Raw genomic sequence first — 26,522 nt, 5'->3', positions numbered from 1 at the left:
AGTTGTGCGGTTGACCCGAACTTTCTACTCCTACGCGGTGGCCCTGTTCGTCTGCCTGGCGGCGGTGGGCCTGTTCCTGCTGATGACGCCCCAGAGCAGGACCGAGCGCATCCCCAAGCGGGACTACTCGATCACGCTGGCCAACTTCAACCGGGCCGTGCCGTACAAGGTGTGGGGCCCCGCCCAGGACCCCGGCGGCTGGGTCCCCAACAGCAACCGCATCGCCGACGGCGCGAACGGCGCGAAGGTCCTCTATCTGGGGTACGCGACCGCGAAGCGCGAGCATGCCATGTTCGCCCAGTCGGGTGAGCAGCCGGGCGCCGGGTTCGGCAACCGGATGGCCAACAGCGACAAGTCCGTCGGCACCGAGCAGGTCAACGGCCAGCCCTGGGACAAGCGCTTCCGCGAGGACAAGAACCAGCGGACCCTGATCAGAACGCTGCCCGGAGTCACCCTCGTGGTCACCGGCACCGCCGACTGGCCCGAGCTCGCCCAGCTGGCCGCCGCGCTCAAGGAAGTCCCCAAGCCCGCCTGAGCTACCGCGCGATCACCTCGACCAGCGCGTCGAGCCCGTCCTTGATCTGCTCGATCGTGAACCCGCGCTCGGTCCGCTGGAAGTTGAGCAGGCCCGCGTTGACGGGCGCGAGCAGGACGTCGGCCAGGAAACGCTGGTCGGCGCCCGGCCGGATCCGGGCGAGCAGGGCGGTCAGGTGGGCGTGGTAGACGTGGTACGGGCCGGTGAAGCGGGCCTTCGGCGAACTCTTCTCCAGGAGGAGGAAGAGCTCTTCCTGCCCGAAGAGGTGGTCGACGAGCGCGCGCAGGAACGCGGAGATCCGCTCAGCGGGCGTGCCGCCCGGCCCCAGCGGTGAAGGACCGCTCAGGAACGCCGCCTGGAAGTGCCGCTCCCTTTCGTCGATGAGCGCGTAGAGCAGGCCGGCGCGGTCGCCGAAGCGGCGGTAGACGGTCCCGACTCCCACGCAGGCCTCGCGCGCCACCTCGTCGAGCGAGAGCTGCTCGGCGCCGCGTTCGGCGATCATGCGGGCGGCGCAGTCGACGATCTTCTGCCTGTTGCGTGCGGCATCGGCGCGTTCGGGAGGAGGTTGCCCGAGAACGGGAAGTTGCTGGCGTTCGCGCACAGCTTGAGCATAGCCACTTGGAAACGGAGACCTCTCCGGTTACTCTGATGCGGAGAGTTCTCCGTTTACATGTTTTGGGAGTGGCAATGCCGAACGACTTCAACCAGCAGGTGATCGAGGAATTCCGGGCCAACGCCGGCAAGGTCGGCGGATACTTCGAAGGCCACGACCTCGTCCTTCTGACCACCAAGGGCGCCAAGTCCGGCAACGAGACGACCTCGCCGGTGATGTACCTGCCGGATGGCGACCGCTACGTGATCATCGCCTCGAACGGCGGCGCCGACAACCATCCGGCCTGGTACCACAACCTGCTCGCCCACCCGGAACTGACCGCCGAGATCGGCACCGAGACGTTCTCCGCGAAGGCAAAGCAGATCGACGGCACCGAGCGTGACGAGCTGTACGCCCGCATGGTCGCCATCGCCCCGGGCTTCGCCGAGTACGAGGCCAAGACCACCCGCCGCATCCCCGTCCTGTCCCTGCACCGCACCTGACCTCGCCATCGAGCCGCGCGTGGGCGTTCTAACCCCGCCCATCCTTCACGGCCCAGCCAAGTGAGCCCCACCCGCCGCCCGTGGCCGGGCCCCGTCCAGGGGAACGGTCGTCCAGCGTGCGTGGCGGGTCACCGTAACGACCGCCCCGCCGGCCACCCGCGTGGTCCACGGGCCCGACCACGCGGCAGGGCCACCAAGCCCGCCCACGCGCACAGCCAGACCCGAACCAAGCGCAAGCCGACAACCCCGAACCACACGGCAAGCCGCAGGCCCGAACCACACGGCGGGCTCACCGGCCGGAAACCAGGCGCATCCCGCGAGCTCCGCAGGGAGCGGCGTCGGGGCTAGAACGGGGCGTCTTCGGCGGGTTCGGTGCGGCGGGCCATCGCGGCGGCGAGTTTGACGCGGGCCCCCTGAAGCCACTCCTCGCACACCGCGGCCAGCTTCTCCCCCCGCTCCCACAGCTCGATCGACTGCTCCAAGGTCAGCCCGCCCGTCTCCAGGCGGCGCACCACCTCGGTCAGCTCCTCCCGAGCCTGCTCGTACGACGGTGTCCTGTCGGAGGAGGCCCCGGGTGCGTTCTCGTCTGCCACGCGACCCACCCTAGAGTCAGAGACCGACAATCGCGCCCTGGCCCGCCGATGACCGGGCCCGGCCCTGACCTGGTTCGCCTAGGGCTCGTCGAGGGCGGGCTGCTCGGGCGCGGCCTTCTTGCGCGGCTTCCTGGCAGGCTTCGCCGCCGCGCCACCCCCAGAACCGGTACCGCCGTCGCTCGCGCCGCCTCCGCTGCTCGCGCCGCCCTCGGCCCGTACGGCCAGCCGGTCGTCGCTCAGACGGATCGTCAGCACGTCGCCCGGCGCCACATCCTTGGCCAGCCGTACCACGTCCCCGTCGGGACGCTGCACGATCGCGTACCCCCGCTCCAACGTCGCCGCCGGAGACAGGGCCACGAGCTGGGCCCGCAGGTGCGACAGCGAGTCGGCGGCCCGGTCCAGCGAACCCGTCAGGCTGCGCCGCGTGCGATCCCGCAAGGCGTCGACCTGCTCGGCCCTGCGTTCGAGCTCGCGTACCGGATCCGCCAGCGACGGGCGCGAACGCACCGACGTCAGCCACGACATCTCGCGGTCGAGCCAGCCGCCCACCACCCGGCGCCCCCGGTCACGCAGTTGCCGCACCAGCGTCAGCTGCTCGCCGACGTCCGGTACGACCTTCTTGGCCGCGTCCGTCGGCGTGGAGGCGCGCACGTCGGCCACAAGGTCGAGCAGCGGACTGTCCTGCTCGTGGCCGATCGCGCTCACCACCGGGGTACGGCAGGCCGCCACCGCCCTGACCAGGCTCTCGTCCGAGAACGGCAGCAGGTCCTCCAGCGAACCTCCGCCCCGCGCGACCACGATCACGTCGACCTCGCGGTCGGCGTCGAGCTTGCCGAGCGCCTCGGTGACCTCGCCCACGGCGTAAGGCCCCTGGACGGCCACCTCCTCGACCTTGAACCGCACCGCCGGCCAGCGGCGCCGCGAGTTCTCCAGCACGTCGCGCTCGGCCGCCGAGTCACGGCCGCAGATCAGCCCGATCGTGCCCGGCAGGAACGGCAGCCTGCGCTTGCGGTCGGCGTTGAACAACCCTTCGGCGGCCAGCAACTGCCGCAACCGCTCCAGCCTGGCCAGCAGCTCGCCCACACCGACCGGCCGGATCTCCAGGGCGGTGAACGCGAACGATCCCCTGTTGACCCAGAAGTCCGGCTTGACGTGCACGACGACCCTGGCGCCGTCGGTCGGCCTCGGCACGGTCGCCTCGTAGACGCCGCGCGGCGCGGTGACCCGTGCGCTGACGTTGGCCACCGGGTCGCGCAGGGTCAGGAAGACCGTGCCGCCGCGGGCGCTCAGGTCGGTGATCTGGCCCTCGACCCAGACCGTGCCGAGCTTGCCGATCCAGCCGCCGACCATCTGCAGGACCGTACGGATCGGCAAGGGCGACTCGGGAGAGGTCTTCGAGCTCATGGCGGCAGACTACGGTGCCCGGCCGACTATTCTCCGGCTTCGAGCTTGGCCAGGCGGTTTTCGTACATCTTCACGACCTCCGGCCGCCCCTGCGTGGCCCGCTCATAGGCGAGCAGCTCACCGATCTGCGCCGCGCTCTTCCCACGCATCCGCGCGCGGAGCGAAGCAACGGTCAGCTCCCCATACCCCACCAAAGGCTCCCCAGGTACGGCTCCCGCCGCCTCGACAGCCTCCCCGGCAACCGGCTCGGCAACGGCCTTCTTGGCCGCAGGCTTAGCGGCAGCGGCCCTCGAAGCGGCGGGCTTGGAAGCGGCGGCCTCAGAGGCGGCGGGCTTGGAAGCAGCGGCCTTGGAAGCGGCGGGCTTCGCGGCGGCGGTCCTGGCAGGCGCCTTCCGCGCGGGCTTCTTGACCGGCGCCTCGGCTTCGTCGGAAGCGGCAGCCTCCGGGGTCACGGTCTTCGGCTTGGCGCTCGCGCGCCTGGTGGTCGCGCGTTTGGCCACAGGCTCGGCCGACTCGACGACAACCGCCTCGGTGACAGCCTCCTTGGCGGTGGGCTCCTTGCTGGAGGGCTCCTCGCCGACAGGCTCCTTGGTGACTGCCCCGGCGGTGACGGCCTCGGTGGTGACGGCCTCCTTGGAGGCGGGCTTCTCGACAGCCGGTTCCTCCACGACAACCGGCTTGGCCTCGACAGCCTCAGGGGCGGAAACAGCCTCGGCCGGCGGGGACGCGGGCGGAGCCGGCTCGGTGGCCGAGGGGGTGGGGTCCGGCTTGGTGGCCGGGGTGAAGATGACCGGGTCGGCCTTGGCCTTCGGGGCGGTGCCGTTCGGCTCGGCGGCGCCCGTGGCGCTCGGACGGGGCGCGAAGATGACCGGCTCCCTGCGCGCGGGCTTGTCCTCCGCGCTCTCGGCCAGTTGTTCGGCGGCGGGACGCTTGGTCTCCTCCACCTCTTCCCGTGAGGCCAGCCCCTTGATCGAGTTCTTGACCCGGTCCACGAGCAGCAACGCCTGCCCGGCGGCGCTCAAGGTGGACTGGATGACGACGAGTGGCAGCTCCTTGGCCTTTTCCTTGTTGGTGATGGTCTTGGCGATGTTCCGTATCACGTCGCTGAGGGACATGACGACTCCCTGGTTTACGCGGGGCGGGGGCCCGTATTGGACGGCTAGTCTGGCAAACGCGTAACGGGCACGCACGCGCCGGCCGGTTCGCCGCTCCACGTAGCATAGGGAGCATGGAGCCGAAGACCCCCACCAGCCGACGCGTCCTCGTGGCCAAGCCCCGCGGCTACTGCGCCGGAGTCGATCGAGCCGTGGTCGCGGTCGAGAAGGCTTTGGAGCAGTACGGCGCCCCCATCTACGTGCGCAAGCAGATCGTCCACAACACCCACGTGGTCAAGACGCTGGAGGCCAGAGGCGCCATCTTCGTCGAGGAGACCGAGGAGGTCCCCGAGGGCGAGATCGTGGTCTTCTCCGCCCACGGCGTGAGCCCGGCGGTCCACGAGGAGGCCCGCGACCGGCGGTTGCGCACGATCGACGCCACCTGCCCGCTCGTGACGAAGGTCCACAACGAGGCCAAGCGCTTCGCCGGCCAGGACTACGACATCCTGCTCATCGGCCACGAAGGCCACGAAGAGGTGGAAGGCACCGCGGGCGAGGCCCCGGAGCACATCCAGCTCGTCGACGGCCTCGACTCGGTCGAGCGCATCCAGGTCAAGGACCCGAGCCGGCTGGTCTGGCTCTCGCAGACGACCCTGTCGGTGGACGAGACCGTCGAGACGGTCAACCGCCTGAAGGAGCGCTTCCCGACGCTGCTCGACCCGCCCAGCGACGACATCTGCTACGCCACCCAGAACCGCCAGGTCGCGGTGAAGGAGATCGCCGCGGAGTCGCAGCTCGTCATCGTGGTCGGCTCGGAGAACTCCTCCAACTCCAAGCGCCTGGTCGAGGTGGCCAAGGACTACGGCGCCGACGCCTCGTACCTGGTCGACTACGCCGCCGACATCCGTGACGAGTGGCTGGAGGGCGTCGACACGGTCGGCGTGACCAGCGGCGCCTCGGTTCCCGAGGAACTGGTCGAGGAGGTGCTGGTCCGTCTGGCCAAGCACGGCTTCGACGACGTGCGCGAGGTCCAGCCGGTGGACGAGCGCGTGCGCTTCGCCCTGCCCCACGAACTGCGCAAGGACCTGCGCGCCTCCTGAGCCCGAGCGAGCCCGTCCGGGCCCGCTCGGGCCCGGAACGAGAACGAGCCCGAGCGGGCCCGCCGTGGAGACCAAGACCGCCGAGCGGCAAGGAGCGGGTGGTCAGGGCTCTTCGCGGCGGGCGGAGCCGTACACGCGAGGCTCGAAGTAGCCCTCGGGCTCGGGCGCGAAGGCCTGCTCCCTGCGCGGGCGCGGCACGTCCGTCACGGACCGCAGCTCCTCGCGCAGGTCGCGCACGTTGTCGCGCAGGCCGCGCCGCCAGGCGACGGCCAGCACGATCGCCGACCCCGCGAACAGCCACGGCGCGCCCGCCGACATCGACGTGTAGAGGCCGAGCGCGAGCGAGCCGAGCACCGACGCGGAGCTGAAGGCCCGCAGCAGCTCGACGATGAACGTGGCGCAGAAGAACACCAGCGGCGGCGTCACCACCAGCGACAACAGTTCGCGCCGGTTGACCAGCATCGCCCCGAACAGGTTCCCCGCGACGAAGACCAGCCCCATCAGGAACCCCAGCCCGAACACCGATGCCAGGACATATCCCGCCACGGTGGCCACGAAGGCGAGCGCGACCGCGCCCCGGGCGGTCAGCTTCACAGCCGAACGCCTGCCTTTCCCACTCACCGGTCCCGCCCCCCTTACTGCGACCCGTTGGCCAACTTACCGTTCGCCTGCGAAATCAGAGACGAGGTTTCCAGTAGTTCGGGGGAGGCGAGGGGCCTGGGCAGCCCCTCGAGCATCTCGGGCGCGTCGAGGTCGCCGTCGACGACGCCGAGATCGTGAAGCTTGCGTGCCGTGACCAGAACACGGCTTTCGAGCGAACCGACCGTCTTGTTGTACGCCTCCACGGACCGCGTCAGAGCCTTGCCCAGCGCGTCCACGTTACGCCCCAGCGACGACAGCCGCTCGTACAGTTCCTTGCCCAGCTCGAACACCGCCCGCGCGTTCTCGCTCAGCGCCGCCTGCTGCCAGGCGTAGTGCGCGGTGCGCAGCATCGTGATCAGCGTGGTCGGGGTGGCGATGTGCACCCGCCTGACCATCGCGTACTCCAGCAGCCCCGGGTCACGCTCCAACGCCGGAGCCAGGAACGCCTCGCCCGGGATGAACAGCACCACGAACTCGGGCGACGGGTTGAACCCCTGCCAGTACGCCTTCGTGGCCAGCTGGTCGACGTGCTGGCGTACGTGCTTGGCGTGGGCGTCGAGGCGTACCGAGGCCAGGGACTCGTCCCCGGCCTCCGCGGCCTCCAGGTAGGCCGCGAGGGAGACCTTGGAGTCGACCACGATGTTCTTGCCGCCGGCCAGCCGTACGACCATGTCGGGGCGCTGGGCGCCCTCGGTGACCTGCTCGTCGAAGTCGCAGTGGCGCTGCATGCCGGCGATCTCGGCCACGCGGCGCAGCTGCAGCTCGCCCCAGCGTCCGCGCGCCTCCGGCCGTTGCAGGGCGCGCACGAGCGTCGTCGTCTGGGAACGGAGTTGTTCGTTGCTCTGCCGTACGAACTCCATCTGCTGGGACAGCTCGGCGCGGGCTGCGCGCGCGCCCGACTCGCTGTCGCGCAGTTGCGTCTCGACCCGGGCCAGCAGGTCCTTCAGCGGGTCCACCAGGTGCTCGACGGCCTGTTTGCGCTGCTCCAGCTCGCCGCTGGCCTCGGCGCGGGTGGCGGCGAAGCGGGTCTCGGCGAGTTCGAGGAAGCGGATGTTGTTGACGTCGAGCGCGCGGGTCGACAGCGCCTGGAACCGCTCCGCGAGCTGCCCCTCGACGTAGGCGAGCTTGTCCGCGGACGCCTTCGCCCTCGCGTCGGCCTCGGCCACTCGTACCGCCATCCTGGTGCGCGCCAGCAGGAACCCGATGGCGACCCCGACGGCCAGTCCGATGAGAAGCGAGACGACATCCACTCCACGCATGGTCGCATGACATCGGTCAGTGGATCTTCCCGACACGCTTGCGCATTCCGCTTGTGCGGTACATCTCGCGTCACTCAGAGTACCCATATGGCTACCGGATCGCGGATGATCGTCTCGCTCGCCGCCACCGTCGCGGTGGCCGCCGTCGTGGTCGCCGTGGCGAGCACGGTCATCGCGGGCCGGTCCGAGCCCCCGCCGCTCCCGCTCGCCCAGCCGCCCCGCCAGACGCTGATGTGGTCGCCCGGCGCCTGCGTGAGCCGCGACGGCGCCCGCTTCGCGCTGACGCCGTGCGTCAGGGGTGAGGCCGAGGTTCTCGCGCTCGCCGCCGACCCGCCCGGCCGCGGCCAGTGTCCCGACGACACCGACGAGGTGGTGCGGGTCGGGCAGGGCCGTACCGCCTGCGTGCGCGCGTTCCTGGAGCCCCACCCCGGCCGCGCGGGCGCGGGCGGCGGCGTGCTGCGCGCGGGCGACTGCGTGGCCCTGGACGGCCGCGAGCGCCCTTGCGCGAGCTCCAACTGGTACGGCAGAGCCGTCGCGATAGCCGGCGAAGCGGACGCCTGCCCAGCGGCCACCCTCGACGCCCTGGCGCTCAGGGACGGCGTCGTCTGCCTCGGCAGGGGCGGGGACGTCCTGGCCAAGGGGATGTGCGTGGCCAGGCCGGGCAAGGGCGTGGTCATGCGGTCGGCCATCGCGGGCGTGCCGTGTTCGTCGCCGCGCGCCTGGGCCCGCGTCACCTCGTTCGAGACCTCGGCCCGGGGCTGCCCCCAAGGCTCGGACCGCTATCTGCGCGCTCGCGGCGCCTTTCGTCCGGTGACCTGCTTGCACCTTGTGAGCAAGTAAACTCACCCGACGTGAGCCTCTCAATCGGCATCGTCGGGTTGCCCAACGTCGGCAAGTCCACGCTCTTCAACGCGCTGACCAAGACCGGCAACGCGCTGGCGGCCAACTACCCGTTCGCCACCATCGAGCCCAACGTGGGCATCGTGGGCGTGCCCGACGACCGGCTGCCCAAGCTGGCCGAGATCTTCGGCTCGGCCAGGATCCTCCCGGCGAAGGTCGAGTTCGTCGACATCGCGGGCCTGGTGCGGGGCGCCTCCGAGGGGCAGGGCAGGGGCAACCAGTTCCTCGCCAACATCCGCGACACCGACGCGATCTGCCAGGTCATCCGGGTCTTCGCCGACCCCGACGTGACCCACGTCGACGGCGAGATCTCTCCCAAGCGCGACATCGAGACGATCAACACCGAGCTCATCTACGCCGACCTGCAGACCGTGGAGAAGGCGATCCCGCGCCTGCAGAAGGAGTCGCGTACCAACAAGGACAAGAAGAGCGCGCTGGAGGCGGCGGAGGCCGCGGCCAAGGTGCTGGAGACCGGCAAGACCGTCTTCGAGAGCGGGCTGGACCTGGAGGGGCTGCGCGAGCTGCACCTGCTGACGGCCAAGCCGTTCCTCTACGTGTTCAACCTCGACGCCGACGAGCTCGTCGACCCCGCACTGCGCGAGCAGCTGTCCGCGCTGGTGGCTCCGGCCGAGGCGGTCTTCCTCGACGCCAAGATCGAGTCCGAGCTGGTCGAGCTGGACGACGAGGAGGCCCTGGAGCTGCTCCAGTCGGTCGGCCAGGAGGAGTCCGGACTGTCGCAGCTCGCCCGGGTGGGCTTCGAGACGCTGGGTCTGCAGACGTACCTGACGGCCGGGCCCAAGGAGACGCGGGCCTGGACGATCAAGAAGGGCGCCACCGCCCCCGAGGCGGCCGGGGTGATCCACACCGACTTCCAGCGCGGCTTCATCAAGGCCGAGATCGTCTCCTTCGGTGACCTGGTCGATGCGGGTTCGATCGCCAATGCCCGGTCGGCGGGGAAGGCCCGGATCGAAGGTAAGGACTACGTCATGCGCGATGGTGATGTCGTCGAGTTTCGCTTCAACGTTTGACCATCTACGTCAACCCCTCCCGGCCCTCATGCGTCGAATCGTCACGGCGTTCACGCTGACTCGGGAGGGCCTGATGATCCGTCGCATACTTCGCAAACGACGCCCCACGCCGTCGCTGACCGGCATCAGCACGGAGGAGGAGCTCGCCTTGCTCAGGGTTGAGCTCATGTACGGCCTGCGGGTGAACCGCGAGGCCTATCTGCGCAGGAAGGTCGATGAGCGGGCCGAGGCGGCCGCCCGCTTGCACGGCGCGGACGCCGCGGACATCCTTGCCGGGCTGCGCGACTCGCTGGAGCGCGCGCTGCCCCGGCACAGAGCCATCGACCGGGGCTCCCGGCGCAACGTCATCGACCTTCGCGGCCGCAACGTCGTCGAGTTGCACGGGCGTCGCCAGGCGGAGGATCCTGAGCCCGCCTGACCAGCGCGAAGATCGTCAGACCGCATCTCACGGGGGGTGCGGTTTGTCGCGTCTTATACCAAATGCGCAGATCGGGACAGTCCCCGCGCCATTTGGACAGCAATCTCTGGCCGTTGGGTAATGGGCGGCGCGCATCAGGCCTGGTCGAATGCCAATTCCACAGGAAAGGGACAGGAGGCGGCACTCCGTCCTGTCATACGGACTCGGTTTGCCCCCGAGCGGCGATGCCTGCAGCATGGGCGTGGCTTTCCTGGAACAATTGGCGGGACCGGATAAGGTGACACCTTCACCACGGATGATGGGGATCGGCAACGGACGACACCGCGCCAGCCGGGGGGACGGGCGCGAGCGGAGGCGTGATGGCTCGTAGGTCAACCGTCCAGCACGGTCCTCGGACCTCTGGCGACCCTGACCTTTCCGCGCGCCCTGAAACGGCTGACTTCGGCGCGCCGGCCACCAGGCCGCGGCGTGGCCGCTGGTCGGGCGGTGGCGGACGCTGGCTGGTCTGGGCCGGCCGCGCCATTCTCTGGGCGCTTATTGTGGTTATCGTGGTGAATGGGGTTCGTGCCCTATTCGAGCGAGCCACCCAGTCGAATACCCCGGCCGCGAATGAGACCTCGCAGGTCGCGCAGGGATTCCCCAGCGACCAGGCCTCCGCCTTCGCCGCGCAGTTCGCCGGCGTTTACCTGAATTTCACCGCGGCCGAGGCGTCGAGCAGGGCGGGCAAGCTCGCGGCCTTCCTGCCCGACGGCGCCGATCCGCAGTTCGGCTGGGACAGCTATGGCCGCCTCGGCGCGGTCGGCATCCAGCCGTACACCATCGAGGTCACCGACGCGAAGAACGCGGTGGTCTCGGTGGTCTTCCAGACGGGCAACCGCAGGTTGCTGCTGTCCGTGCCGGTCTACTACTCGGGCGACGACGGCGGGCGGAAGTTCGTCGTCTCCGGCAGGCCCGCCCTGCTGCCCGCTCCCGGCGCGGCCGACCTACCTCAGGTGGCCGGGCCCGAGGGCGACGAGGCGGCGCAGACGGAGCTCAAGCCTCAGCTCGAAGCCTTCTTCAAGGCCTACGCGCAGGGCGACACCCAGTCGCTCAAGCGCTACTTCGTCGCGGGGGAGACCCTGCCCGACCTGGGCGGGGCGCTGACCTTCGGCGAGCTCAAGAGTGTCGTGGTGCCTGTGGGGGGTGCCACCAGAGAGATCAAGGCCGAGGTGGTGTGGGTCGTGCCGACCGGTGCGACGCCGTCGGCCGAACCGACCGCCGACCCCAACGCGGTCGGCGGCCGTCTCGAGCAGGCCTATCGCCTCACTGTCGTGAAGCAGGGCGACAAGTGGTACGTCCAGGACATCCGTGGCGCCGGTCGGGCCGTTGGATAGACGCACACACTCGCGTTGCTGATCGGCACCCCCCGGGAGGACAAGAAGTGATCTTGAAGACCGTAGTGCTCAACCTGATCGACCTGGCGTCGGCGCTCACGCCCTCGCCCGCACCGACGGGACCCGACACCTCGGGCCTCGCCAACTTCCTGCGCGGCTTCTTCGCCCCGCTCTTCCTCGTCGTCGTCTCCGTGGTCGCGCTCTTCTTCCTCTTCACCCGCGAGATCACGAGATTCGTGCAATTCCTGATCTTGGCTGTGGGGATCGGCGTGATCTTCTACGTTCCCAACATCATCGAAGTCACGGCCAAGGCGATCGCTGGGGCTCTGGGTATCAAGTAAGGGTTGAACCCGGGCCCTGGCGGTCATTGAACGAGCGAGCGGGTGGAGAGGAGGACCGCGTGGACCTGCCCACGTATACCAATATCTGGCGAATTGAGAAGCGGCTCTACAAGCTGTACGACCTACGGCTGCCGACGCCGCTCCCCATCGTCTGGATCGGGATCTTCGCCGGTGTCCTGGCCCCGTGGTCGTTCCTGCTCTACATCGTCGGCCTGCCGTTCGAGACTCCGTGGCACGTGGTCTACCTCGTGCCTCCCGGCATCGTCACCTGGCTGTCCACCCGCCCCGTCATCGAGAACAAGCGCCTGACCGAGGTCATGCAGTCGCAGCTGCGCTACATGGGCGAGCCGCGCGCCTGGACCCGCATGGCTCCGGCCGCCGAGCCGGAGGCGGTGACGTTCTCCGGCCGGGTGTGGCGGGTACTGCCCGTCCGGGCGAAGGCGCCCAAGAAGGCCCGCCACGCGATGCGCAAGCCCGCCACGGCGCCCGCGCCCTCCGTCCGTTCCGTCCGCCCCGCGGTGGCAGCGGCGGCGGCCGCGGCCACGTCCGCGCCGGTCGCCACCCCGCCCACTCGCTGGGGCGCCGCGGCACCGGGCCGCCGAGGCGCCGCCCCGGCCCTGGCCACCGCCGCCGCCCAGCTCTCTCCTGCCGAGCCGGCCGCCGACCCGCCCGTGCGGGTCGCCGACCCGGCTCCCTTCGAGCAGACCCACCCCGAACCCGCCCACCTGGAGCCGGTACGCCCGGAGCCCGCCCACCTGGAGCCGGTACGCCCGGAGCCCGCCCATCTGGAGCCGGTACGCCCGGAGCCGGCACGTCCTGAGCCGGTGCGCCTGGAGGCGGTCCGTCCGCAGGAGGCGGACGCCGAGACGGCGCGGGAGGACATCAGAGCGGCCGGCCTGCCTGGCCACGATGTTGCCGGGACCACACCCAAGGTTGCCGTCCCCGAGGTTTCCGGGGGTGGGCGCGTACCGGAGAAGGGCGTCGCGGCGGGGAAGCCGATCGATGCCGAGGCGTTGCGCAGGCTGCGGCGGCTTGCGGCCACCGCGGACCCGGGCGCCGCACAGAGCGAGGGCTCGGTTGTTCAAGGGCCGGTGCTGCCCGAGGCGCCGGGTGAGCAGGAGGCCGGGGCGCAGGTTCCGGACGAGGCGCGCTCGCAGCACCGCAAGGGACAGCCGCCCAGGCCGGGTGCTCCGCTGCCGTTGCCGGGGGGCCAGCCCGCCTGGCCGTCCGCCAAGGAGCCCAAGGAGCCCGTCACGAACCCTCTCACCAAGCCCGTAGCCAAGCCGGTCGCCAAGCCGGTCGCCCTGCCGGTCACCGACCCGGGCGCCAAGCCGGTCACGAACCCCGTACCCAAGCCGAAGCCGGGTGTGGGTCTTCCGGCCGCCGGTCACCCCGTGGGGGCCGAGCAGGTGGGTGGGCCTGGGGGGAAGCGGGCTGAGGCGGTGCGGCCGAGTGACGGGCAGGACGAGCGGGTGCCGGGGCCCAGGACGGGTGACGGGCGGGTACGGCGGGTCGAGTCCGTCGTCGGGCGCGACTCCGGCGGCTGGCGGCGCATCGCGCAGGTCGTGGTCGGCGGCGGCGGGCCCAGGACCGACGGGTCGGAGATCGACGAGGCGCGCGCCCGCGCCGTGTTCGGCGGGAGCCGCCGGATCGTGGTGCTCGGGTGTACGGGCGGCGCAGGGCAGAGCACGACCGCGCTGATGCTCGGCCACACCCTGGCCAAGATCCGCGACGACCGGGTGGTGGCCGTCGACGCCAACACCGGCGCCAACACCCTGACCAGCCGCATCAAGCCGGAGTCCCCCGAGACGCTGGCCAGCCTGCTGTCCGGGCTTGACCGGGTCAGCGGGTATCTGACGATGCGTGGTTACACCAGCCGTACCTCTTCGGGGCTGGAGGTGATCGGGGCCGACACCGACGCGGGGGCCGAGCAGCGGATGTCGGACCGGACGCTGTTCTCCGACCACCGGCTCGCCCAGGCGGTCCACCTGCTCGACCGCCACTACAAGCTGGCCGTGATCGATCCGGCCGCGGCGCTGGCCGCCCGCGTCCTGTCGTACGCCGACCAGCTGGTCCTGGTCGTCCCCGCGAGCGAGGAGGCGTCGGAGGCGGTGGCGATGACGTTCGAGTGGCTCGACGGCCACGGCTGTGCCGATCTGCGCAGGCGCGCGGTGATCGTGGTCAACGGTGTGAGCAGGCGCTCGATGGCCGACGTCGAGCAGGCGGAGGCGGTGGCCCGTGGCAGGTGCCGGGCGATCGTCAGGGTCCCCTGGGAGGACGAGCTGGCGCCCGACGGCGTCGACGCCGTCGATCCGGGGCAGTTGCGCGCGGCCGGGCGGCGGGCCTATCTGGCCCTCGCCGGGGTCGTGGTGGCGGGCTTCGCGGCACAGACGGTCCGCGCGAGCGAAGAGGAGTTGGCGAGTGACCCCCCGGGCACGAGAATCGGTGAGCGTTAAGTGAACATGCGTGCAGGTCAGGCCCGTTCATGCGCCGAGGGGGCGGCATGAGCAGGGCGTCGCGAGCGCACCAGCGTCTTGCGGTCCGCTACTTCGACGACCGCATCCTGCTCACTGACTCCTGCGCATGGGCCTATTTCCGGCTTCCGACGGTCAGCTATGAGTTCGTCACCCCGGAGGAGCGCGAGGCTCTGGCGACCAACATCACGATCGCGCTGGCGGCGATCAGGATGCCCGACGCGGAGGTGCACCTGCGCGTGGCGCACCGCACGTACCCCGCGGCCGAGTGGGCGATGGCCCTGAACGGCACCTCCGACGAGGGGGCGGGCTGGCGCGACTACCTGGAGGAGATGTACCGGCACGTCTGGGCGAAGGACTTCTGGTCGAAAGAGGTCTACATCGGGGTACGGCTGGGCTCCCGCGGCCGCCAGCTGGGGCAGGGAGTCCTGGCCCAGTTGTTCGGCTTCTACCAGCGCACCGAGAAGGTGCTCGGCCTCGACGACGACCACGTGCCGGACGGCGAGATCAGCAGATGGACCGAACAGGCGGAACGCCTGGGCAGAGCACTCGCATCCAGCGCACTCTACGCCCGGCACGCCACCTCGACCGAGGTGGCGTGGTTGTTCCAGCACGCCGCCTCCGGCTCGCTCGGCGACCCGCCGCCGTCGGCCAGCCCGCGCCGCCGCTGGGGCAGGGGCGAGATCGAGTCGCTGGTCGAGGGGGAGATCCGCAACGGCAGGTCGCTGCTGCGCATGATGCAGCCGCAGGGTGACTCTTATGTGGCCTACCTGTCGTTCGCCCGCTTCCCCGACCTGATGCCGTTCCCGGACGGCGAGCCGTGGATGCACTTCTCCGACCAGTTGCCGTTCCCGGTCGAGATCTCCAGCAGGATGCGGCTGATCCCGCCGGTCAGGGCCTCGAAGGACGTGGCGCGCAAGCTCGCGCACGCCCGCGACATGGACATCCACATCCGCGAGGCGGGCGCCGAGGCGCCGATCGCGCTGGCTGAGCAGATCGACGCCGCCCGCATGCTGGAGCACGGGATCACCAAGGAGCGCCTGCCCTTCGTGTACGGCTGGCACCGCCTGATCATCAGCGCTCCGACCGAGGAGATCTGCGTGCAACGGGTCGAGGCGGTCGTCGAGCACTACCGCGACATGGGCATCGACGTGGTCAACTCCACCGGCGACCAGTTCTCGCTGTTCTGCGAGACGCTGCCGGGGGAGAAGGTGCGGGTCAACGCCTACGCGCAGCGCCAGCCGCTGCGGACGATCGCGGGCGGCATGGCCACGGCCACGGTCGACCTGGGCGACCGGATGGAGGATCCGGTTTCCGGCTGGCTCGGGCCGTACATCGGGGAGACGGTGGGAAGGGCGCGCAGCATCGTGCACTTCGACCCGCTCGTGGCGGCGATGCGCAACCGGCCCACGGCCATCGCGATCACCGGCGAGCCCGGCGGCGGCAAGACGACGCTGGCGCTGCTGATGATCTACCAGATGGCGTTGCGGGGCGTCACGGTGGCGGTGATCGACCCCAAGGGCGACGCCGACTCGCTGGTGCAGCTGCTGCAGAAGCGCGGGCGCAAGGCCCGGATGATCCCGCTGGGCTCGGCGGCGCCCGGCCTGCTCGACCCGTTCTCCTTCGGCGACGACATCGCGGCCAAGAAGACGATGGCGACCGAGACGCTGCGACTGCTGCTGCCGCGCATGTCCGAGGAGCGGGAGTCGGCGATGATCCAGGCGGTCGCCGCGGTCTCGAACGCGCCGGACCCGTCGCTGGGCAAGGTCGTGGACTACCTGGAGCAGTCCGACGACGCCGCATCCAAGAACCTGGGAGCGGTGCTCCGTTCGATGTCGGAGATGCACCTGGCCCGGCTCTGCTTCGACCCGTCCGGCGGCGAGCAGATCGACACCGAGGGCTGGACGACGGTGTTCACGCTGGGCGGGCTGACACTGCCCGACGTGGCCACCGGCCGCGACGACTACTCCTACGAGCAGCGGCTGTCGGTGGCGCTGCTCTACCTGGTCTCCCAGTTCGCCCGCAGGCTCATGAACAGCCTTGACCGGCGGGCGCCCAAGGCGATCTTCCTGGACGAGGCGTGGGCCATCACCTCCACGCCCGAGGGGGCCAAGCTGGTGCCCGAGGTCAGCCGTATGGGCCGCTCCCGCAACACGGCGCTGGTCCTGGTCTCGCAGAACGCCGGCGACCTGCTGAACGAGCAGGTGACCAACTGCCTCTCGTCGGTCTTCGCCTTCCGATCGACAGAACGGGTGGAGGTCGACCACGTCATGGCGCTGCTCGGTGTGGACCCCTCGGAGGAGCACAAGGCCGTGCTGCGTTCGCTGGGCAACGGCGAATGCGTATTCCGCGATCTGGATGGCAGGGCGGGACGCATTGCAGTAGACCTGATCTCCGAAGAGCTACTGCGCTGGCTCGACACGAATCCTACGCATGACAAACCCGGCGACAGCGGGAATGATCTTCAAGGGGGAGTGGGCAGCAGGGCGCAGGAGGTGCGGTCATGAAGGTCCGGCTAGCCAGGCGGCTGGCGGTTGCATTGGCGCTGCTCGCGGGCATCATCGTGCTGCCCGCGATCGCCGGCGCCGCGTCACCGGCGGCCGCTGCTCCGTGTGACCTGTCCGGCACGCTCGCTCCGGAGCTGGTCGGCGGCGGCGTGGACGGGCTGCTCATGCCCCCCGCGCCCACCGGTACGGCGCCCGCCGCGCCGACGACCAACTACCAGCAGTTCGGCACCAGCGGCCAGTTCTGGCACACCTACGACATCGGCTGCGACTTCGGCTCCTTCATCGGCAACTCCTGGGCCAACCAGGTGTTCCTGTGGGCCAAGGCGATCGACCGGCTGACGATCACCACGTACCAGGCGGCCGCCACCGAGGGGCCACTGGAGGCGATCAAGGACGTCGTCGACGACATCGTCACGAACCTGTCCGAAGCGATGTACTGGCCTTACCTGCGGCCGATCGTCATCCTCGGCGCGATCTGGCTGGCCTGGTACGGGCTGATCCGCAAGCGGGCCACCACGACCACCGAGGGCATCATCTGGATGGTCCTCGCCGTCACCGTGGCCACCTGGTTCTTCAGCCGCCCGCAGGACTTCACCGGTCTCGGCAAGGTGGTCACCGACAAGACCGGCGAGGTGGTCAACTCCGCGTTCTCCGGCCTGCCCGGCTCCGGCGGCACCTCCTGCCTGCCCGGACCAGGCCAGACGAGCCCGCAGGTCAAGGCGGGCGGCTACGCCCACACGGGCACGCCCACCGTCGACCAGAACGCCGACGCCCTGTGGTCCACGCTGGTCTGCAAGCCGTGGCTGATGGGCATGTTCGGCACCGCCGACCCCAACCAGCCGATCGTGCGCGACTACGGCCGGGCCATGCTGGAGATCCAGACGATCGACGCCGCCGAGATGGCCAGCGGCAGCCGTGACAACGGCGCCCACCAGGCCAAGTACGCCGAGTACGCCGACAAGCTCAGGGGCGACCCGCGCTACTTCGTCTTCCAGGGCAAGGAGTGGACCAGCCGGGTCGGCGTCGCCATCGGCGCGCTCATCGCCGCTCTGGTCGCCGGTCTGCTGATCTTCCTGGTGGCGGTCTCGCTGCTGGTACTGAAGGTCAGCTTCCTGCTCCTGCTCATCCTCGGACCGGTTTTCCTGCTGATCGGCGTGCATCCGGGCAGCGGGCGCATCATCGCCATGCGCTGGGTGGAGATGCTGATCGGCACCTTGCTGCGGCAGGCCGTGCTGGCGCTGGTGCTCGGCGTCCTGGTCTACGGCTACGCGCTGATCATGTCCTCGGCGCTGCCCTGGGGCATGCAGATCCTGTTCATGGCGCTGCTGACGCTCGCGGTCTACTTCTACCGCAAGCCGTTCCAGCACCTGTTCGCCTCCATGAACGGGCACACGCTGACCACCCGCATGCTCGGCGACGCCACGACCGCCCCGGTGCTGAACCAGGCGGCCACCGTGCTGCCTCCCGTCGCGGCCAACAAGGTCAAGAACTGGGGCGTACGCAAGGCTGAGCCGGTGCTCCAGGCTGCGGCGGCCGGATCCGCGGGCGCGGCGGCCGGAGCGGCCGCGGCCCGCGCGGCCGCGGGCGGCGACGGCAACGGCAACGGCACGCCGTCCGGCAACCGGATGCCCGCGACCCCCGCACCGCTCAACACCGACCAGCCCGGCGGCAAGGGCGGAGCCCGTACGGCTCCCGCCGCCAGGACCGGCTCGGCCCCGCCGCTCAACCTGGGCGGCACGCCCACCCGCACCCCTCGCTCCGGCGGTGGCGGTGGCGTGAGCGGCGGCTCCAGAGGGTCGGCGTCCGGTGGTTCCGGCGGCGGCTGGTTCGGCGGCCGGTCCGGGGGCGGCTGGGCGCCGCGCGGTGGTTCGGGCTCACGTTCCGGTGGTTCGGGTTCGCGCTCGGGCGGTTCGCGCTCCTCTGGCGGCGGACTGTTCGGCGGCGGCGGCTCGTCCGGCACCAGGCGTGGTTCGACCGAGCGCCGCTCTTCGGGCGGCGGCGGATTCTTCGGCGGATCCGGTGGTTCGTCGGGCGGCGGCATGTTCGGCGGCGGACGGGGCTCGTCCGGCGGCCGGAACTCGGCCGAGGTGCCCAAGGCGCGCGGTTCGGAGCCGCCCCCGCTCTGGCTGCCGACCCGGCGGAGCGGTAGCGGCCGGGGTGGTGACGAGCCGTCGGTGCCGTTCTGGTTGAAGCCCAATAGTCCCGACAAGGATTGAGATGGCGCAGTCAGGTGACAAGCGCGGGGTGGTCTTCGTCGCGATCGTGGCGGTCGTGGCCGCGGTCGGCCTCTATGTGACGATGTGGCCGGGCGACGAGGACCCGGCGCCCGCGGCGGTCGCGACCGGCAGCGCGGCGCCGAGCGTCACCGTCTCCAGCAAGCCGCTGGCCACGGCCAGCGACGCGCCGTTCGACATCTACGACTACCTGCCGATGAGCAGGAAGCAACTGGCCGCCGCCGCGGACCTGGCCGAGCGGTTCACCGCCAGCTACGGCTCCTTCCGCTACGACGAGGACCCGGCCGCCTACGCCGATCGGGTCAAGGTGTTCACCACCGGCGAGCTGGCCGGGTTCCTCACCAAGGCGCTCACCTCGCCGGGCACCATCGAGCAGAACAAGACCGAGCAGACCGTCGCCACCGCCACGGCGAAGATGAAGGAGATCAGGCAGGTCGGCGCGACCTCGATCATCTTCGTCGTCACCAGCACGCAGAAGCTCAGCGGCAGGTCGGGCACCAGCGAGCGCGCCGAGGACCTCGCCGTCACGCTCACGCCCGTGGGCAACGACTGGCGGGTCTTCGACGTGCAGCCGGCCGGAGACGGCCAAGACGGGGACCCCGAAGGGTGAACGTCTCCTCACGCGCCCGCGTCGGCCTGGCCGTCGGCCTGGCGGGCCTGCTGCTTCTCGGCGTCATCATCGTGTCGCCGATGATGATGATGCCGGGCATGCCGTCCTTCATCGGCAATTCCACGACCACCGACTGCGAGGACGACGCCCAGGTCGAGGACGTCTCCGACTCGGGCTCCTCCGACATCCCGCCCGACCTGCTGGAGCTGTACAAGAAGCACGGCAAGAAGATCGGCGTCCAGTGGAACATCCTGGCCGCCGTGGGCAAGCGCGAGACCGACCACGGCCGCTCCAACCTGCAGGGCGTCAAGAGCGGCACCAACTACGCCGGCGCCGCCGGGCCGATGCAGTTCCTGATCAGCACGTGGGGCGGCAAGGCCAGGATCCCGATCCCGTCGAAGTTCAACGGCTACGCCTCCGACGGCGACGACGACGGCATCGCCGACGTCTACAACCCCGCCGACGCCATCCTGGGCGCCGCGCGGATGCTGAAGCGCAACGGGGCTCCGGAGAACGTACGGCGGGCGCTGTTCGTCTACAACCGGGCCTGGTGGTACGTGGACCAGGTCGAGGCCATCGCCAAGAAGTACGCCAAGTCCGGTGAGGTGAAGCTGCCCCCGCAGGCCGACCCCCAGTGCGACGAGCCCCTGGTGCAGGCGGCGCCGACCGACGTGGTGGCCAAGATCCTCTCCTACGCGCTGGACCAGCGGGGCAAGCCGTACCTCTGGGGCGGGACCGGACCCGACGCCTTCGACTGCTCGGGGATCATCTTCATGGCCTACCGCAGCGTCGGCCTGACGATCCCGCGCACCACGTTCGGCCAGTGGCCGTTCGGCATCAAGATCGAAAAGGGGAGCGAGCAGCCCGGCGACCTGGTCTTCTTCAACGCGGGCCCCGGAACCGGCCCCGACAACCCCGGTCACGTCGGCATGGTCGTCTCCAAGGGGAAGATGATCGAGGCGCGCTGCCGGCTGTGCGGGCCGATCAAGGTGACCAGCTACCAGACGCGTGACACGCTGATGGGCTTCACCCGGCCGCTGCAGAACCCCGCCGTCCTTGACCAGCTGAAGAAGCAGGAGAATGCGGCCCTATGAGCATCGTCGTGGTGGCCGCCGTCATCGTCTCCGACGGGCGGGTGCTCGCCGCCCAGCGCGCCGAACCGCCGGCGCTGGCCGGAGGATGGGAGTTCCCCGGCGGCAAGGTGGATCCGGGGGAGGGCGAGGAGGAGGCGCTCGTCCGCGAGTGCCGGGAGGAGCTCGGGGTCGAGATCTCCGTCGGACGCCGGGTGGGCGGCGACTGGCCGCTTTCGCCCGGGTACGTGATGCGGGTGTGGCTGGCCACGCTGGAGGCGGGGACGCCGGTGGCCAAGGAACACCTGGCGCTGCGCTGGCTGGGGCCGGAGGAGTACTTCTCCGTCGGCTGGCTGGGCGCCGACCTGCCGGTGATGGAAGCTGTGGCGGATCTGCTCGGACAGGGTTAGGCGACTCCGTTCTGTGACATAACCACTACTAGGTGTGTCCGCATTCGGGGGGAACCGTCATGTTCGAGCGCAGGCGATCCCGTGGGGTCGCGGTGGCGGTGGGAACCGGTGCCCTGATCCTCGGGACTCTGACGGCCGCGTCGGCGGCCGTGGCCGGCGAGGTGGCTCTGGTCTTCGACCGGGTGGGCGACCCCGACGACATCGGCGCGTGGGTGCGGACCGGGGACGTGCTGCGTTTCCGGGTACGGCTGGCTGGCGACGCCCAGGACGCCCGCCTCGCCGTGGCCGCCAGTCCGGGCGAAGCCCTGTCCACGGTCACCTGCGCGCCCCAGAACCCCGCCGCCGATGATCCAGCGGTGATCGCCGCACCGCCCGCCGAGCTGTCCCCACAAGCGCCTGGGGTGCCCGTTGTGTCTTCACCGGAGTCCGGAGCGCCTCTCGTGCCGTCGGGGAGCGCTCCGGCGGACGGCGGCTCGGTGGACGACGGCTCGGCGGACGGCCGGGCGGCGGGGGCGTTGGGTCTGCCTCAGGTGGACGGGACGCTGACGCCCGGCACCGTGCCGACGCCCGCTGTGGGCGTGGCGGCGCGTGGAGCCGAGGTGTGCAGGCTGGGGAAGGTGTCGGGAGAGCGGGCCGTGGACGTGCGTCTGACGGTGCCGCAGGGGGTGAACGAGGTCGTCCTGGCAGCGGTGGCCCAGGTGTGGGGGAGCGGCGGCGTGTCCACGCTCAGCGGGACCGCCCGCACCCCGGTGGGGACCGGGCCGATGCCGCGGCCCGCCGCCGCGCGGCCCCCGGAGACCGTGGTGATCCCGCTGCCCACCCCGTTGGCCAAGCCCGCCCAGGTTCGGCGACCGGACAAGGGGGACGAGGCCGGGCCGCGCAGCGAGAGCTCGTACACCGGACCACGCGGCGCCCTCACCAACGTCGGCCCCCGCAACGCCACCCACAACGCGAGCCCGCGCGGTGTCAGCCCCAACGTCGCCCCGCGCAGCGTCAGCTCCAACGTCAGCCCCAACGTCGCCCCACGTAACGTCAGCCCCTACGTCGGACCGCGCCCCGCCTCCTCCCGGCCGGAGGGGCTGTGGAACGACCCCAACCTCAGGCTGCCCAAGGTCGCCCCCGCGTCCGCCGCCACGACGGAGGCCGCCGGTGTGCCGCTGCCCCGGCAGATCGCGGTGGCCGCCAGGACGTTCGAGACGACCGAGCCCATGAACCTGCTCACCGGTCACCGCGGCCTGTCCGTGGCGGCGGGCGGGATCGCGGTTCTGCTGGTCGCGCTGTGGTTCGTCGCGCGCGGGCAGCGCCGCAGGGTCGCCGAAAATCAGGATTGAACCGTTCCAGCCCAGGTCACAGCGTGACAACATCGGAGAACAGGGCTTTACTGTTACTTTGACCTGACTAGTATTCCCTTGACCATGGTTCCGGGATGGCGCGGAGGGCACCGGTGGCACGCACACGAGCGACGGCCGTGTCCGCGTTGTTCCTCGCTGTCGGGCTCACGGGGGCGGCGGTCTCGCCGTTCGTCATCCAGGCGGCCAGCGCGTCCGCGTACGCCTTAGAGCCTCCGCCCGTCGAGGGCTGTGACGCGGGCGAGGTGTGCGACCCCGAGGTCACCATCACGCAGACCGTGACCGAATCGCCGGAGCCTGAACAGCCGGAGACGACGATCACCAAGACCGTCACCAAGTCTCCGACCCCCAAGCCCACGAAGACGCCCAAGAGCACCCCCACGCCCAAGGCGTCCAGTCCGGCGAGCCAGCCGCAGCCGATCGTGCCCAGTTCGCCGAACGTCCCGGTCCCGACGCCCTCCGCGGAGCAGCCGGCGACCGAGGCCCCGGTGCAGCTGCCCACGGTGGCCGGTTCGCAGCCGCCCACGACGACGTCGCCGACCCCACCGGTCTCGGAGGAGCCTACCGAGGAGTCGCAGCAGCTGGAGTTGCGGAACGCGGCGCCCGAGTTCGACCAGCGGACGCTGACGCAGAAGCTGAGCATCCCGGCGCTGGTTCTGGTGCTGCTGACCCTGTTCGCGGTGCTGATCTTCGAGGGCAGGCTCCGCCGCATGGCCCACGCCGCCGCGGTCCGCAAGGCCGGCCCCGCCCCCGACCCCCACGGCTACCCCGCCGGCCCGGCCTACACCGCCTATCCGGGCGCGCACCCGAGTGGCCCGCACCCTCCGCAGGGCGGCTACCACCCCGGATATCCGGGCGGCACGGCGTATGCGCCGATCATCAGCTTCGTGCCGGTACAGACGTATCCGGCCAACCAGCCCGCCTACCAGGACCCAGGCCACTACACCCAGCCTTACCCGCAGCAGCCCCCGGCACCCGAGCCGCCCGCCGAGCCCGTCGTGCTGCACCCGGACGAGTTCGACTCCTACAGCCACGAGCCGGAGGACGACAAGGTGCGGGGCGCGTTCGAGCCCCTGGTCCCGCCGGAGGCCCCACCCGCCGACATCCCGTCCGGCGGCTCCGGCCCGTACGACGCCACCCGCGAGATGCCCCTCTCCCCCGGCTCCGCCGCCGAGCCCGGCGACGAGGACCTCTTCCGCCGGGATTAGATCGCTGCTGGACGCCTTCCTCCCTTGGCCGGGCCCAAGGCTCGGTTCGGGGAGACCACTTGGCGGGGCAGGGTGGGCCGTGGCGGCGGTGCGTTCGTCCGGCCCGAGAAGCGATCCCCCCGACACGTGAGCCCGCGGCGGTGGGTGGGGGTGGGGCGGCTTGCCGTAACGGGGCATCGGCTTGACGGCGCGCGCACAGGAAAGTGCCCGCCGTCACGGGGTGGCGGCGGGCACTTTTAAGATGAGACGTTATGACTTCGGGCGGCGGAAGATCTTGTTGCCCAGCCAGACCAGCGGGTCGTATTTACGGTCGACGACGCGCTCCTTCATGGGGATCAGGGCGTTGTCGGTGATCTTGATGTGTTCCGGGCAGACCTCGGTGCAGCACTTGGTGATGTTGCAGTAGCCCAGGCCGTGCTGCTCCTGTGCCGAGTCCTGGCGCTCCGCCACGTCATACGGGTGCATGTCCAGCTCCGCGATCCGCATCAGGAAGCGCGGGCCGGCGAAGGCGGGCTTGTTCTCCTCGTGGTCGCGGATCACGTGGCAGACGTTGTTGCACATGAAGCACTCGATGCACTTGCGGAACTCCTGCGAGCGCTCGACGTCCACCTGCTTCATGCGGTACTCGCCCGGCCGGACGTCGGCCGGCGGGGTGAAGCTGGGGATCTCGCGGGCCTTCTGGTAGTTGAAGGAGACGTCCGTCACGAGGTCCTTGATGACGGGGAAGGTCCGCATCGGGGTGACGGTGATGGTCTCGTCCTCCTCGAAGGTGGACATCCGGGTCATGCAGCCCAGGCGCGGCTTGCCGTTGATCTCCATGGAACACGAGCCGCACTTGCCGGCCTTGCAGTTCCAGCGGACGGCGAGATCGGGCGCCTGGGTGGCCTGGAGGCGGTGGATGATGTCGAGGACGACCTCGCCCTCGTTCACCTCGACGGTGAAGTCCTCGAGCTTGCCTTCACCGCCCTCACCGCGCCAGACCTTGAACTTCGCCTTGTAACTCATTCTGCGTTCCCCAGCTCTTCTTCGGTGAGGTACTTCTTCAGCTCGCCCAGGTCGAACAGGTCGAACAGGTCCTTGCGCATCGGTGGCTGGACCTTCTCCTCTACGGTGACGGCCGATCCGTCGGGGGTGGCGCAGACGAGGAGCTTGCGGCGCCACTCGGGGTTCATGCCCGGGAAGTCGTCGCGGGTGTGGCCGCCGCGGCTCTCCTGGCGCAGCAGCGCCGCGCGGGCCACACACTCCGAGACCAGCAGCATGTTGCGCAGGTCGAGCGCGAGGTGCCAGCCGGGGTTGTAGATGCGCGAGCCGGCGGCGCCGACGAGTTCCACGCGCTCCTTGAGCTTCTCCACGACCTCCAGGGCCTCGGAGACCTCCTCGGCCTTGCGGATGATGCCGACCAGCTCGTTCATCGTCCGCTGGAGCTCGTGGTGGACCTCGTAGGGGTTCTCGCCGCCGCGCTCCAGCGGGGCGAGGGCCTCGGCCTTGGCGGCGTCGACGGACTCCTGCGCGACCGTGGGGCGGGCCGGGAGCGAGCTGACGTACTCGGCCGCGCCGAGCCCGGCCCTGCGGCCGAAGACCAGCAGGTCGGACAGGGAGTTGCCGCCGAGGCGGTTGGAGCCGTGCATGCCGCCGGAGACCTCGCCGGCCGCGAACAGCCCGGGTACGGCCGCCGCCCCCGTGTCGGCGTCGACCTCGACACCGCCCATGATGTAGTGGCAGGTGGGGCCGACCTGCATGGGTTCGGCGGTGATGTCGACGTCGGCCAGCTCCTTGAACTGGTGGTGCATCGACGGCAGCCGCCGCTTGATCTCGTCGGCGGGCAGGCGGGTGGACACGTCCAGGAAGACGCCGCCCTGGGGGGATCCGCGGCCCGCCTTCACCTCGGCGTTGATGGCGCGGGCCACCTCGTCACGGGGCAGCAGTTCCGGGGGGCGCCGGTTGTTGGCCTGGTCGGTGTACCAGCGGTCGCCCTCTTCTTCGGTGGTGGCGTACTTGTCCTTGAAGACGTCCGGGATGTAGTCGAACATGAAGCGCTTGCCCTCGGAGTTGCGCAGCACGCCGCCGTCTCCGCGGACCGACTCGGTGACCAGGATGCCGCGCACCGAGGGCGGCCAGACCATGCCGGTCGGGTGGAACTGGATGAACTCCATGTTGATGAGGTTGGCGCCGGCCAGCAGGGCCAGGGCGTGGCCGTCGCCGGTGTACTCCCAGGAGTTGGAGGTGACGACGTAGGACTTGCCGATGCCGCCGGTGGCCAGGACGACCGCGGGCGCGTCGAAGAGGATGAAGTTGCCGGTCTCGCGCCAGTAGCCGAACGCGCCGGAGATGGCCTCGCCATCCTTGAGCAGCCGGGTGACCGTGCACTCCTGGAAGACCTTGATGTAGGCCTCGTAGTCGCCGTGGGTCTCCTGGTCCTCCTGCTGCAGGGCGACGACGCGCTGCTGCAGCGTGCGGATCAGCTCCAGGCCGGTACGGTCGCCGACGTGGGCCAGGCGCGGGTACTCGTGGCCGCCGAAGTTGCGCTGGCTGATCTTGCCGTCCTTGGTGCGGTCGAAGAGCGCGCCCCAGGCCTCCAGCTCCCAGACGCGGTCGGCGGCCTCTTTGGCGTGGAGCTCAGCCATGCGCCAGTTGTTGAGGAACTTGCCGCCGCGCATGGTGTCGCGGAAGTGCACCATCCAGTTGTCGTCGGAGTTGACGTTGCCCATCGCGGCGGCCGCGCCGCCCTCGGCCATGACCGTGTGGGCCTTGCCGAACAGGGACTTGCAGACGATCGCCGTGCGCTTGCCCTGCTGCCGGGCCTCGATCGCGGCCCGCAGCCCGGCGCCGCCCGCTCCGATGACGACGACGTCGTATTCGTGACGCTCGATTTCCACAG

The 26,522-nt window shown here is 70.5% G+C and carries 24 protein-coding genes; 16 read left to right on the top strand and 8 right to left on the bottom strand.

Annotated features, from left to right (window positions below):
• Positions 1–4: 4 nt before the first annotated feature.
• Positions 5–535, top strand: coding sequence for a DUF4245 domain-containing protein (locus ACIBI5_RS27720; RefSeq protein WP_397251600.1), 531 nt, complete (start codon positions 5–7; stop codon positions 533–535).
• 1 nt (position 536) lies between these two features.
• Here the strand turns inward: ACIBI5_RS27720 and ACIBI5_RS27715 are convergent, their stop codons facing one another.
• On the bottom strand, positions 537–1,136 hold the full coding sequence (locus ACIBI5_RS27715; RefSeq protein ID WP_397251598.1) for a TetR/AcrR family transcriptional regulator: 600 nt from the start codon (positions 1,134–1,136) through the stop codon (positions 537–539).
• Positions 1,137–1,222: 86 nt separating this feature from the next.
• Here ACIBI5_RS27715 and ACIBI5_RS27710 point away from each other — a divergent pair, with 86 nt between their 5' ends.
• On the top strand, positions 1,223–1,630 hold the full coding sequence (locus ACIBI5_RS27710; RefSeq protein ID WP_397251596.1) for a nitroreductase family deazaflavin-dependent oxidoreductase: 408 nt from the start codon (positions 1,223–1,225) through the stop codon (positions 1,628–1,630).
• A 344-nt stretch (positions 1,631–1,974) separates the two neighbouring features.
• On the opposite strand, the gene ACIBI5_RS27705 is transcribed toward ACIBI5_RS27710, so the two are convergent.
• From ACIBI5_RS27705 to ACIBI5_RS27695, 3 genes are all read right to left on the bottom strand, one after another.
• The gene (locus ACIBI5_RS27705; protein WP_397251594.1) at positions 1,975–2,223 is read right to left on the bottom strand and encodes an exodeoxyribonuclease VII small subunit; all 249 of its coding nucleotides are present in this window, start codon (positions 2,221–2,223) and stop codon (positions 1,975–1,977) included.
• A gap of 78 nt (positions 2,224–2,301) precedes the next feature.
• The gene (gene xseA / locus ACIBI5_RS27700) at positions 2,302–3,627 is read right to left on the bottom strand and encodes an exodeoxyribonuclease VII large subunit (protein WP_397251592.1); all 1,326 of its coding nucleotides are present in this window, start codon (positions 3,625–3,627) and stop codon (positions 2,302–2,304) included.
• A 26-nt stretch (positions 3,628–3,653) separates the two neighbouring features.
• A complete protein-coding gene (locus ACIBI5_RS27695) occupies positions 3,654–4,742 on the bottom strand; it encodes a hypothetical protein (protein WP_397251590.1) in 1,089 nt (362 codons plus the stop codon).
• Between the two features lie 113 nt (positions 4,743–4,855).
• Between ACIBI5_RS27695 and ACIBI5_RS27690 the strand changes: the two genes are divergently transcribed.
• On the top strand, positions 4,856–5,821 hold the full coding sequence (locus ACIBI5_RS27690) for a 4-hydroxy-3-methylbut-2-enyl diphosphate reductase (RefSeq protein ID WP_397251588.1): 966 nt from the start codon (positions 4,856–4,858) through the stop codon (positions 5,819–5,821).
• A 102-nt stretch (positions 5,822–5,923) separates the two neighbouring features.
• Here the strand turns inward: ACIBI5_RS27690 and ACIBI5_RS27685 are convergent, their stop codons facing one another.
• Positions 5,924–6,415 (bottom strand): DUF6542 domain-containing protein, encoded by a 492-nt coding sequence (locus ACIBI5_RS27685; protein ID WP_397251586.1) that lies wholly within the window; start codon positions 6,413–6,415, stop codon positions 5,924–5,926.
• 41 nt (positions 6,416–6,456) lie between these two features.
• Complete coding sequence (gene rmuC / locus ACIBI5_RS27680; RefSeq protein WP_397251585.1) at positions 6,457–7,722, bottom strand: DNA recombination protein RmuC; 1,266 nt, start codon at positions 7,720–7,722, stop codon at positions 6,457–6,459.
• Between the two features lie 87 nt (positions 7,723–7,809).
• On the opposite strand from rmuC, the gene ACIBI5_RS27675 reads away from it, so the two are divergent.
• From ACIBI5_RS27675 to ACIBI5_RS27615, 13 genes are all read left to right on the top strand, one after another.
• Positions 7,810–8,562 (top strand): hypothetical protein, encoded by a 753-nt coding sequence (locus tag ACIBI5_RS27675; RefSeq protein ID WP_397251584.1) that lies wholly within the window; start codon positions 7,810–7,812, stop codon positions 8,560–8,562.
• 11 nt (positions 8,563–8,573) lie between these two features.
• Positions 8,574–9,650, top strand: a complete 1,077-nt coding sequence (ychF, locus tag ACIBI5_RS27670) for a redox-regulated ATPase YchF (protein WP_397251583.1) — start codon at positions 8,574–8,576, stop codon at positions 9,648–9,650.
• 73 nt (positions 9,651–9,723) lie between these two features.
• The gene (locus ACIBI5_RS27665) at positions 9,724–10,068 is read left to right on the top strand and encodes a hypothetical protein (RefSeq protein WP_397099146.1); all 345 of its coding nucleotides are present in this window, start codon (positions 9,724–9,726) and stop codon (positions 10,066–10,068) included.
• A 548-nt stretch (positions 10,069–10,616) separates the two neighbouring features.
• A complete protein-coding gene (locus ACIBI5_RS27660; RefSeq protein ID WP_397251582.1) occupies positions 10,617–11,441 on the top strand; it encodes a conjugal transfer protein in 825 nt (274 codons plus the stop codon).
• A 47-nt stretch (positions 11,442–11,488) separates the two neighbouring features.
• Positions 11,489–11,782 (top strand): hypothetical protein, encoded by a 294-nt coding sequence (locus ACIBI5_RS27655; RefSeq protein WP_184967764.1) that lies wholly within the window; start codon positions 11,489–11,491, stop codon positions 11,780–11,782.
• A gap of 59 nt (positions 11,783–11,841) precedes the next feature.
• Positions 11,842–14,238: a TcpE family conjugal transfer membrane protein gene (locus ACIBI5_RS27650; protein ID WP_397251580.1), complete on the top strand. Its 2,397-nt coding sequence runs from the start codon at positions 11,842–11,844 to the stop codon at positions 14,236–14,238.
• A 47-nt stretch (positions 14,239–14,285) separates the two neighbouring features.
• Complete coding sequence (locus ACIBI5_RS27645) at positions 14,286–16,763, top strand: ATP-binding protein (RefSeq protein ID WP_397251578.1); 2,478 nt, start codon at positions 14,286–14,288, stop codon at positions 16,761–16,763.
• On the top strand, positions 16,760–18,979 hold the full coding sequence (locus ACIBI5_RS27640; RefSeq protein ID WP_397251576.1) for a type IV secretion system protein: 2,220 nt from the start codon (positions 16,760–16,762) through the stop codon (positions 18,977–18,979). Before ACIBI5_RS27645 ends, ACIBI5_RS27640 begins: the two co-directional genes overlap by 4 nt.
• Position 18,980: 1 nt before the next feature.
• On the top strand, positions 18,981–19,607 hold the full coding sequence (locus ACIBI5_RS27635; protein WP_397251574.1) for a hypothetical protein: 627 nt from the start codon (positions 18,981–18,983) through the stop codon (positions 19,605–19,607).
• Complete coding sequence (locus ACIBI5_RS27630) at positions 19,604–20,701, top strand: NlpC/P60 family protein (protein ID WP_397251572.1); 1,098 nt, start codon at positions 19,604–19,606, stop codon at positions 20,699–20,701. The genes ACIBI5_RS27635 and ACIBI5_RS27630 overlap by 4 nt, the downstream gene beginning before the upstream one ends.
• The gene (locus tag ACIBI5_RS27625) at positions 20,698–21,087 is read left to right on the top strand and encodes a (deoxy)nucleoside triphosphate pyrophosphohydrolase (RefSeq protein WP_397251570.1); all 390 of its coding nucleotides are present in this window, start codon (positions 20,698–20,700) and stop codon (positions 21,085–21,087) included. Before ACIBI5_RS27630 ends, ACIBI5_RS27625 begins: the two co-directional genes overlap by 4 nt.
• 59 nt (positions 21,088–21,146) lie before the next feature.
• On the top strand, positions 21,147–22,418 hold the full coding sequence (locus ACIBI5_RS27620; RefSeq protein WP_397251568.1) for a hypothetical protein: 1,272 nt from the start codon (positions 21,147–21,149) through the stop codon (positions 22,416–22,418).
• Between the two features lie 113 nt (positions 22,419–22,531).
• Positions 22,532–23,644: a hypothetical protein gene (locus ACIBI5_RS27615; protein ID WP_397251566.1), complete on the top strand. Its 1,113-nt coding sequence runs from the start codon at positions 22,532–22,534 to the stop codon at positions 23,642–23,644.
• Positions 23,645–23,893: 249 nt separating this feature from the next.
• On the opposite strand, the gene ACIBI5_RS27610 is transcribed toward ACIBI5_RS27615, so the two are convergent.
• A complete protein-coding gene (locus ACIBI5_RS27610; RefSeq protein ID WP_397099166.1) occupies positions 23,894–24,649 on the bottom strand; it encodes a succinate dehydrogenase/fumarate reductase iron-sulfur subunit in 756 nt (251 codons plus the stop codon).
• Positions 24,646–26,520 carry a fumarate reductase/succinate dehydrogenase flavoprotein subunit gene (locus ACIBI5_RS27605; protein WP_397251564.1) on the bottom strand — a complete coding sequence of 625 codons (1,875 nt, stop codon included), beginning with the start codon at positions 26,518–26,520 and terminating at the stop codon, positions 24,646–24,648. Before ACIBI5_RS27605 ends, ACIBI5_RS27610 begins: the two co-directional genes overlap by 4 nt.
• Positions 26,521–26,522: the final 2 nt, after the last annotated feature.

It is taken from the genome of Nonomuraea sp. NPDC050540 (genome assembly GCF_044457485.1).
GTDB lineage: Bacteria > Actinomycetota > Actinomycetes > Streptosporangiales > Streptosporangiaceae > Nonomuraea.
This window is presented reverse-complemented; position numbering and strand designations above follow the sequence as displayed.